The sequence below is a fragment of the Pelotomaculum terephthalicicum JT genome (genome assembly GCF_022410535.1).
Classification (GTDB): domain Bacteria; phylum Bacillota; class Desulfotomaculia; order Desulfotomaculales; family Pelotomaculaceae; genus Pelotomaculum_D; species Pelotomaculum_D terephthalicicum.
Window position 1 is genome coordinate 18214 of sequence record NZ_JAKNBL010000043.1, and the last position, 9290, is coordinate 27503.

Consider the following 9290-nt stretch of genomic DNA (forward strand, 5'->3'; position numbering starts at 1 on the left):
TACATTTTACCATGAAAATTGTCAAAGGAATCTATTATTATTATAATAGTGTTATGTTTTCCTCACAAAGGGAAAACATCCCGGCATGTCGAAAATATTACTATATAAGGTATTCAGAATTCAGGAGTCAGAATTCAAAATATTTCGAGACGATAAACCATTCTCTTATTCTGACCACTGGCTCCTGACTCCTGAATAGTTACAAAAATCTAATAAAAGCGGGAGAATAGTAGTGGCGATATACTCGTTTAACGGTGTTGATCTGAAGATGATGCTCCGGGGGGCGGTCAAACTCCTGGGACAGTCCAGGGAAGAAATAGACGCTTTGAATGTTTTTCCTGTGCCGGACGGCGACACCGGCACCAACATGTACCAAACCCTTGTGTCCGCTGTGAAAGAAGCTGAGTCGGTTGATTCAAACCATATCGGCTTGGTGGCCGGGGCGGCGGCACGCGGCGGTTTAATCGGCGCCAGGGGCAACTCGGGAGTGATTCTTTCCCAGATAATGCAGGGTTTCGCCAATTCCCTCAGCGGCGTTGAGAGGGCAACGGCCCCCGATATAGCCTCCGCCCTTGAAGAGGGCGCGAAAGTGGCCTACCGCACCGTAATGAGCCCGGTTGAAGGGACAATTCTCACCGTTGTGAGAAAGTCGGCCGAAGGCGCGGCCGCCCGGCAAAGCAGCGATTTACTGAGACTGATGGTTACCGTTTTTAAAAAAGCGCTCGACGCCTTGCAGGAAACCCCGAATTTGCTGCCGGTGCTGAAGCGTTCAGGCGTGGTCGACGCCGGCGGCAGGGGCTTTGTAGTAATATTGGAGGGCTTCCTGCGCGCCCTCAAATCGGCCTCACCGGCGGCCAAAACATCATGCGCAGCTCCGTTGGTTTTCGAAGAAGAACCACCCTCAAAAAATCAGCCGGTTTTTCAGGAAAACGCCGGCGCAATCAATTTCACCTATTGCACTGAACTGCTGGTGAAGGGGGCTAACCTGCCTCTCGAAAAAATGCGCGCGGCATTGTCTCCTTTCGGCGACAGCCTGATGGTGGTCGGCGGCGAAAGCGTTGCAAAAGTGCATATCCACTCCAACAACCCCGGCCTGATCCTTGAGTACTGTCTTAAACACGGGACTCTGCACGACTTGAAAATAAATAACATGGCCGAGCAGAACCAGGAGCTGCTTGCCGAAACCGAACGTTCCGCTTCCGGCAAACCTTTTGGGATTATATCAGTGGGCGCCGGGGAGGGTATTACGGAAATAATGAAAAACCTGGGGGCTGACGCCGTGGTTTCCGGCGGGCAGACTTTAAACCCCAGCACGGGCGGGATCCTCGCGGCAATTGATGAAGTGCCGGCAAGGCGGGTAATCATTCTGCCGAACAACAAAAATATCATATTAACGGCTGAACAAGCCGGCAGGCTATCCCAAAAGGAAGTGACAGTTATTCCTTCAAAGAGTATTCCCCAGGGACTTGCCGCTCTCCTTACCTTGAACCCGGAGGATAACTTTGCGGCAGCCGCGCGCAAAATGACTAAGGCCCTGGGCTCAGTCCGTTCAGGTGAAATCACCACCGCGGTGCGTGACACTGAGTACAGAAACTTGCATATTAAAAAAGGAGATATTATCGGTTTGGCCGACGGGGATCTGAGCAGCGCGGGAACGGAACTAACCGGTGTGCTCGAAGACCTCCTGCAGGTATTAATCGAAGGTGAAGGCCGCCTGGTCACCATCTACTTTGGTGATAAAATTACCGTTGCAGATGCCGAAGAGATAACGGAAAGAATGCGGCAGAAATATGCCGGGCAGGATTTCGAAATGCAAAACGGCGGCCAGCCGGTATATGATTTGCTGATATCAGTGGAGTAAGCTGTACTTTTTGCTGCAAGACGTCCCGCTGGTGGAATGTTTACGAAGGGTGGTCCAATGAACAAAGTCCATATTGCAACCGACAGCACTGCAGATTTACCGCCGGAGCTTATTAATGAATACGGCATCACCGTGGTGCCGCTAAAAGTAATTTTCAGCGGGTGTGAACCGTTATTGGACGGTGTGGAAATCGATACCGTCGAATTTTACCGCCGTCTGGCAGAAAACCGGGAGATGCCGGCTACCTCCCAGCCCACCCCGGCTGAGTTCGCCGCCGCTTACGGCAAGCTGTCCGCGAAAGGCGGCAAAATCATATCTATACACTTATCTTCAAAATTAAGCGGCACCTGCCAATCGGCTCGAATGGCCAAGGAAATGGTTTCCGGAGTTGATATTGAAGTAATAGACTCAAAACTGGCCAGCATGGGATTGGGGCTGGTTGTCCTTGAAGCGGCCGCCGCTGCCCGGGCCGGCAAATCAAAGGAGGAGATCCTTGACGTAATAAATAAGCTTATCCCCAAAATACAGGTATTTTTTATCGTCGACAGCCTTGATTACCTGGTGCGCGGCGGCCGGATCGGCAAGGCGCAGGCTTTTCTGGGCACAATTTTAAACATAAAGCCTCTATTATATTTAAAGGAAGGCATAGTTAACCCCCACGAAAAGGTCAGGGGCAAAACGCGCGCAATTGACCGGTTAGTGGAAATAGTCGAAGAAACAGCCGGAAATCAAAAGATCAAATGTTCTCTCGTCCATGGCAATGACCCGGCAGGAGTAGAGCAACTACGGCAAAAATTAGCGGCAAAGCTGAACTGTGACGAACCTGTTGTCACCGGCCTCGGCGCCGTGATAGGCACCCACGTGGGGCCCGGGGTGCTTGGGATCGTATTTGCCGAATTATAACAGCCTGTATCCCACACCAGACTCAGTGATAATGTGCCGCGGGCGTGACGGATCAACTTCAATTTTTCTGCGCAGCTGTCCGATATAAACTCTCAAATACTGAGCATCGTTTAGATAAGCGGGACCCCAGACAGCACGCAGCAACTGTTTGTGGGTAAGCACTTTACCGGCGTAAACGGCTAAATTTTTTAATATTTCATATTCAGTCGGGGTAAGCTTGATTTCTTTTTCCCCGATAGTGACACGGCGGCGGGCTATATCAACAACCAATTCATCAAAATTAATTACCGGTTCGTCGCCGGCACCTGACGCATGCCGCATGGCCGCTCTGATTCTTGCCAGCAGTTCCCCCATGCCGAAAGGCTTGGTTACATAATCATCCGCCCCGGAATCAAGCGCGGCTATTTTTTCACTTTCCTGTTCCCGTACGGAAATGATAATAATTGGCGTATTAGACCATTCACGCAATTTTTTTATAACTTCGATGCCATCCATGTCCGGCAAGCCCAAATCAAGGATAATTAATTCCGGTTTACAGTATAAAACTTTATTTATCCCTTCCCGCCCGTCGACGGCTTCTTCAACCTCATAATCGTGTTCGGACAGAGTTACCTTTAAAAGCCGGCGGATCTGCTTTTCATCGTCGATGACAAGTATGCGTGTTCTACTTTTATTATCCATCGCTATCCCCTTTTTCCCTCATCAAGCACCTCTTCCGGTCCCTCAGCGCCTGAAGGCAAAATGATCGTAATAACTACCCCTCCGGCGGGGTTATTAGAAGCTTCGATCCTGCCGCCGTGCGCTTCAATGAAACCCTTGCTGATGGCCAGGCCCAAACCGGTGCCGCTTACCTGGCGAGGTGAATGGAGCCGGTAAAACTTATCAAAAACTCTCTCCAGATCTTCGGGAGGAATATTGGGCCCGCGATCAATGACTGATATGCTCACATTCTGATCAATTTTACGAGCGGCAATAGCAATTTCACTTCCCGCGTCGGAATACTTCAGCGCGTTATCCAACAAATTAACCATGACCTGCTCGAGCAAAACATAATCAGCCTTCACCAGCGGCAGATCCGGTTGTATATCAATCCTTAAGGAACGTTTGTTCAACGGCTCACCCACACGGCTTACCGCTACACCAACAACGTCTTGAATGTCGCACCATTCTTTGTTTAACTTGAGCACACCGCTCTCCAGTCGGGCCATGTCTAATAGATTGCCGACAAACCTGTTCATGCGCATCGCGCCCTGCTGAATAGTCTGCAGGAGGTCATGGCGGGCAGCGGGGCTATATATATTTTCTTGTTCCAACAGTCCTGTAACCGCTCCAATAATCGAAGCCAGGGGCGTACGCAAATCATGGGACAAAGAATTAAACAAGGCAACCCGCAGGCGCTCCGATTCAGCCAGCAAATGCGCTTCCCTGGCTTGTTCAGCCAATTGAGCCCTGGCGACCGCCACCGCCGCCAAACCGGCAAAAGCTTCCAACAGACGCCGCTGCTCCGGCTGCAGATACTGCTTAGCGCTTTCTATTTTTATCCCCAAAACACCTCTTGTACTCTGCTCTGTTCGCAAGGGTAAATATATCCCTTTTACACCGCCTAGATTGTCCGTGCCTCTGCCTGTCGCCTCACCGTGTTCAAAAGCCCAGGTTGCCGCCGCAAGCTCATTTTCATTTAATAAACTCCTATCTTGATTACTTGAGCAGGCTTGCAGTACAAGCTTTCCGTTTTTATCGGACAACAGCACAACCACCTGGCCTTCCACAGACTCGGCGACCTTACGGGCCACACTCGCTAAAACCTGTCGAAGTTCAGCCACCGCGGCTATTTCACGGCTCAAGGCATACAGCGCCGCCGTCCTGGTTTCCCGCTGCCTGGCGCTGGTTATCTGCTGCCGCAGCCGGGCGGAGAGAGTACCAGTAAGAAAAGCTACCAACAGGAATATCGAAAAACTTATCAGGTAACGTAAATCACCTACTGTAAAGCTGTAGGTAGGAGGCACGAAAAAATAGTCAAAAACTAAGATACCCGCGGCCGCCGCAATCACTGCCGGTCCTGTGCCCCACCTGACGGCGCTGATGAGCACGGGCAGAAGATAAATCATGGCAATGTTGACAAGTGTAAGATACGGGGATGCCAGGACTGCCATGGCGGTAACAAGAAGCATAATAAATAATGACCCCGCGTAAGGATATGCCGGGAAAGACCGCCGTTCCGGTCTGGTCGTTATTTTTTCTTGTTCTTGTTTTGCTTTTCCCGGAAGAACATGAATACTGATGCCCTGGCTGTGGCGAATGACCCTGTCCACTATTGACCCATGCACCCAATCCCAAAATTTGTTATGCAATGGTTTTCCGATAACAATTTGGGACACATTTCGCTTCCCGGCCAGTTCCAGGAGTCCTTCCGCCACGTCATTGCCGGTTAAGCTGATGGTTTCAGCCCCAAGTTCCTCAGCAAGACGCTTGTTTCTTGCCAGACGGTCTTTTTCCGCCTCACTAACCGGAAGCCGGCGGGGCGTCTCCACGTTGACGGCCAGCCATTCGGCCTTTAAACCCTCAGCCATACGCTTGGCGGTGCGGATCAACTGGGCTGAAAAGGGGCTCGGGCTGATACAGACCATGACCCGCTCGCCGGTTGGCCAGGGACCTGGGATACCGTGCACCCGCATATAGGATTCAACTTGACGGTCCACTCGTTTTGCAGTATAGCGCAAGGCCAGTTCACGCAGGGCGTTGATATTTCCCGGGCGGAAAAATTTCCGTAAAGCTTCTGCGGCCTGGCCGGGCACATAAACCTTGCCTTCCTTTAGCCGTTGGATCAGCTCCTCCGCGGGTATATCCACCAGATGAATTTGAGCGGCCTTTTCCAGGATCTGGTCGGGCACGGTTTCCCGTACTGTCACGCCGGTTACTTGCGCCACAATGTCGTTCAACGTTTCAAGATGCTGTATATTTAAAGTGGTATAAACGTTAATTCCGGCCGCCAGCAATTCCTCGACATCCTGGTAGCGCCGGGTGTGCCGGGAACCGGGTATATTTGTATGGGCCAGTTCGTCAACCAGCGCCAGCTGCGGGCGCCGGGCCAGCAGGGCGTCCAGGTCCATTTCGCCAAACTCTTTGCCCCGGTATTGCAGGCGACGGGGCGGGACAGCCGGAAGACCCTTCAAAAGGTTTTCTGTTTCCGCCCTTCCGTGCGTTTCCGCCCAGCCGATCACCACATCCACGCCTTCTGCCAGCCGTTCCCGGGCGGCTTCCAGCATATCGTAAGTCTTGCCCACTCCGGCCGCTGCGCCAAGAAACACCGTCAGCCTGCCATGCTTGTCGTCAGTCAAGCTGGCCAGCAGGGCGTCAGGGTCAGCGCGCTTTTCTCTCTCCATTCGCAACCACCTGTATAGCTTTATTGATATTTACCGGAAGAACATGGCCGGTAGCCAGTAGTTAGTAGTCAGTAGTTAGTAGTTAGTAGTTAGTAGTTAGTAGTTAGTAGTTAGTAGTTAGTAGTTAATAGTTAGTAGTTAATAGTTAGTAGTTAATAGTTAGTAGTTAATAGTTAGTAGTTTGACGACTGTGAAGCTTCGCTTCACCTTCAGATGGATCCCTACTGAATTCTGACTAATGAATTCTAAAAAGTAACTGTCTAGCTATTTATTCATCCTGTCCAAGGCTAAATTGAGCAGTAAGACATTTACCCTTGGCTCACCCAATATACTCAACTGGCGATCTTCGGTATACTTTTCCACCAACTGCCTCACTTCCTGCTCGGGCAAATGCCTTTCCGCCGCTACCCGCGGCGCCTGCAGCAAGGCCGCCTCAGGGCTGACATGGGGATCGAGCCCGCTGGCTGAAGCGGTAACCAGGTCAGACGGCACCGGACTATCCTTGCTCAATCCATTCTCAGCGCGTACTTGTTCCGAATATTTGCCAATCCTCTCCAGGAAGACTTGATTCGTAGGCCCAAGGTTGGAGCCTGACGAGGCGGCGGCATCGTACCCGTCCTGACCGGCCGCGGACGGCCTGCCGTGGAAATATTCCGGCTGTGTAAAGCCCTGCCCAATCAAGACTGAGCCTGCCGGCCCACCATCCCGGTAAACCAGAGAGCCGTTGGCCTGGTGAGGAAAAAAAACTTGGGCCAGGCCGGTAACCGTCAAAGGATAAACGACTCCCGTCAATAGTGTCATAAACAGCAATAAAAGTAAAGCCTTCACCGTAGGCTTCAGCATACTCCCCACGCTTCCCTTCCATAACTATAACATTCCCAAAGCCACAATGATCATGTCAATAGCCTTGATCCCGATAAAAGGAGTCACCAGGCCGCCCAAACCGTATAACAGCATATTGCGCCGCAATATCGCGGCCGCGCCCATGGGGAGGTAAGCCACCCCGCGCAAGGCCAGGGGCACTAGCGCCACAATGATTAGCGCGTTAAAGATCACCGCGGAGAGGATGGCGCTCTGCGGCGAGGCCAGCCGCATGATATTGAGTATGCCCAGTTGCGGGTAAGTGGTTAAAAACAGCGCCGGGATAATGGCAAAGTATTTGGCGACATCGTTGGCAATGCTGAAGGTGGTCAACGCGCCTCTGGTCATCAGAAGCTGCTTGCCGGTCTCAACCACCTCAATCAGTTTGGTGGGGTTGCTGTCCAAATCCACCATGTTGCCGGCCTCTTTAGCCGCCTGGGTGCCGCTGTTCATGGCCACGCCGACATCGGCCTGGGCAAGAGCCGGCGCGTCATTGGTACCGTCGCCGGTCATGGCCACCAGGTGTCCCTTTTCTTGATATTCCCTGATCAACTTCAGCTTGGCCTCAGGTGTGGCCTCGGGAAGAAAGTCATCCACCCCGGCCTCGGCAGCGATGGCCGCGGCAGTGAGGGGGTTGTCGCCGGTGATCATGACGGTTTTGATGCCCATACGGCGCAGCTGGGCAAAGCGTTCACGGATGCCGCCTTTTATCACATCCTTAAGGTAAACGACTCCCAGCGCCCTGTCTCCTTCAGCCACCACTAAAGGCGTGCCGCCTTTCTTGGCAATTTCTTCAGCTATCGCTTTTATTTCAGACGATAGATTCTTGCCCTTATCCCGCAGGTATTTCTCAATGGCGTCCACAGCCCCTTTGCGTATCTCCCTGCCTTCCAGGTCGACGCCGCTCATGCGCGTCTGCGCGCTGAAAGGCACGAAGGCTGCTCTCAGGCCGGCCATGTCGCGTTCTCTCAAGTTGAACTTTTCCTTGGCCAGCACCACTATGCTCCGCCCTTCCGGCGTTTCATCAGCCAAAGAAGATAACTGGGCCGCCCCGGCAAGCTTTTCCGGTGATATGCCGGGCACCGGCACGAACTCTGTGGCCATGCGGTTGCCCAGGGTGATGGTGCCGGTTTTATCAAGAAGCAGCACATCCACGTCGCCGGCCGCCTCTACCGCCCGGCCGGACATGGCCAGAATATTGCGTTTCAACAGCCGGTCCATCCCGGCGATGCCGATGGCGCTCAGCAGCCCCCCGATAGTGGTGGGAATCAGGCAAACCAGCAGGGCCGCCAGCACGGGCAGCGAAACCAATGTACCGGAGTAAACCGCGAAAGGCTCCAGGGTTGCCACCGCAAGCAGAAATATAATAGTAAGCCCCAATAATAAAATGTTTAAGGCGATTTCATTGGGAGTTTTTTGCCGCTTGGCTCCTTCCACAAGGTTAATCATCCGGTCCAGGAACGTTTCACCAGGATTCGCGGTAATGCGTACCTTGATCCAGTCGGAAAGCAACCGTGTTCCGCCGGTCACGGAACTGCGGTCCCCGCCCGACTCACGAATGACTGGCGCCGATTCGCCGGTTATGGCGCTTTCATCTACCGAGGCGATACCATCGATCACTTCGCCGTCACCGGGAATAACATCCCCTGCCGTCACCAGCACCACATCGCCCTTGCGCAATTGAGAGGCGGGAATCTTCATCGCCCGGTCCATTGTCAGTTTAATAGCCAGAGTTTCACTGCGGGTATGGCGCATGGCGGCGGCCTGCGCTTTGCCCCTGCCTTCCGCCAGCGCCTCCGCGAAGTTGGCGAAAAGAACGGTTACCCAGAGCCAGGCGGCGATCTGGCCGTTAAACCAGATCGCCGCCGGCTGGCCGTTTATCACATCCCGGACAGTGAAATAGGTGGTCAGCACCGCCAGGACCTCAACGACGAACATAACCGGACTGGCCCATAAACTCCTTGGATTAAGTTTTAAAAAAGCCCCGCATATGGCTCGTGTCAGCATGGAACTGTTTAAATTGCCATCTCTCTGCTTAGCACTGACTGAACCGGGGGATAGAACCTGCAATTTGTGCTTTTTTACCTCTGTTTTAGGTTTTACGACTGCTGAACCGCCGGGGACATCCATTTTTTTAAACCTCCTTAAAAGGTCGATAGCCTCTCGGCATTCGCCGAGGCAGATGGCACAAGGCTTTGCTTGAACCATCGTTATTGAATTCCTCCTACTTACCATAGAGGAATTTTTTTTAAATCCGCATCCAATTGGGAATTCGGATCTAA

At 52.6% G+C, this 9290-nt stretch carries 6 protein-coding genes; 2 read left to right on the forward strand and 4 right to left on the reverse strand.

Translation table 11 applies throughout. The annotated features are described in order from the left end of the window. The first annotated feature begins 232 nt into the window (after window positions 1-232). Both L9W92_RS16225 and L9W92_RS16230 read left to right on the forward strand, forming a co-directional pair. Window positions 233-1861: a fatty acid kinase ATP-binding subunit FakA gene (locus L9W92_RS16225; protein ID WP_240084785.1), complete on the forward strand. Its 1629-nt coding sequence runs from the start codon at window positions 233-235 to the stop codon at window positions 1859-1861. Between the two features lie 57 nt (window positions 1862-1918). Next, on the forward strand, window positions 1919-2764 hold the full coding sequence (locus L9W92_RS16230; protein WP_240084786.1) for a fatty acid kinase binding subunit FakB: 846 nt from the start codon (window positions 1919-1921) through the stop codon (window positions 2762-2764). Here L9W92_RS16230 and L9W92_RS16235 read toward each other — a convergent pair. The 4 genes from L9W92_RS16235 to kdpB all read right to left on the reverse strand — a co-directional run bounded on the left by L9W92_RS16235 (window position 2759) and on the right by kdpB (window position 9015). Then, the gene (locus L9W92_RS16235; RefSeq protein ID WP_240084787.1) at window positions 2759-3445 is read right to left on the reverse strand and encodes a response regulator; all 687 of its coding nucleotides are present in this window, start codon (window positions 3443-3445) and stop codon (window positions 2759-2761) included. The genes L9W92_RS16230 and L9W92_RS16235 overlap by 6 nt on opposite strands. 2 nt (window positions 3446-3447) lie before the next feature. Further along, complete coding sequence (locus tag L9W92_RS16240; protein WP_240084788.1) at window positions 3448-6147, reverse strand: DUF4118 domain-containing protein; 2700 nt, start codon at window positions 6145-6147, stop codon at window positions 3448-3450. Between the two features lie 264 nt (window positions 6148-6411). Continuing rightward, window positions 6412-6990 carry a potassium-transporting ATPase subunit KdpC gene (gene kdpC / locus L9W92_RS16245; RefSeq protein ID WP_240084789.1) on the reverse strand — a complete coding sequence of 193 codons (579 nt, stop codon included), beginning with the start codon at window positions 6988-6990 and terminating at the stop codon, window positions 6412-6414. Between the two features lie 24 nt (window positions 6991-7014). Beyond that, window positions 7015-9015: a potassium-transporting ATPase subunit KdpB gene (gene kdpB, locus L9W92_RS16250; RefSeq protein ID WP_240084791.1), complete on the reverse strand. Its 2001-nt coding sequence runs from the start codon at window positions 9013-9015 to the stop codon at window positions 7015-7017. Between the last annotated feature and the right edge of the window lie 275 nt (window positions 9016-9290).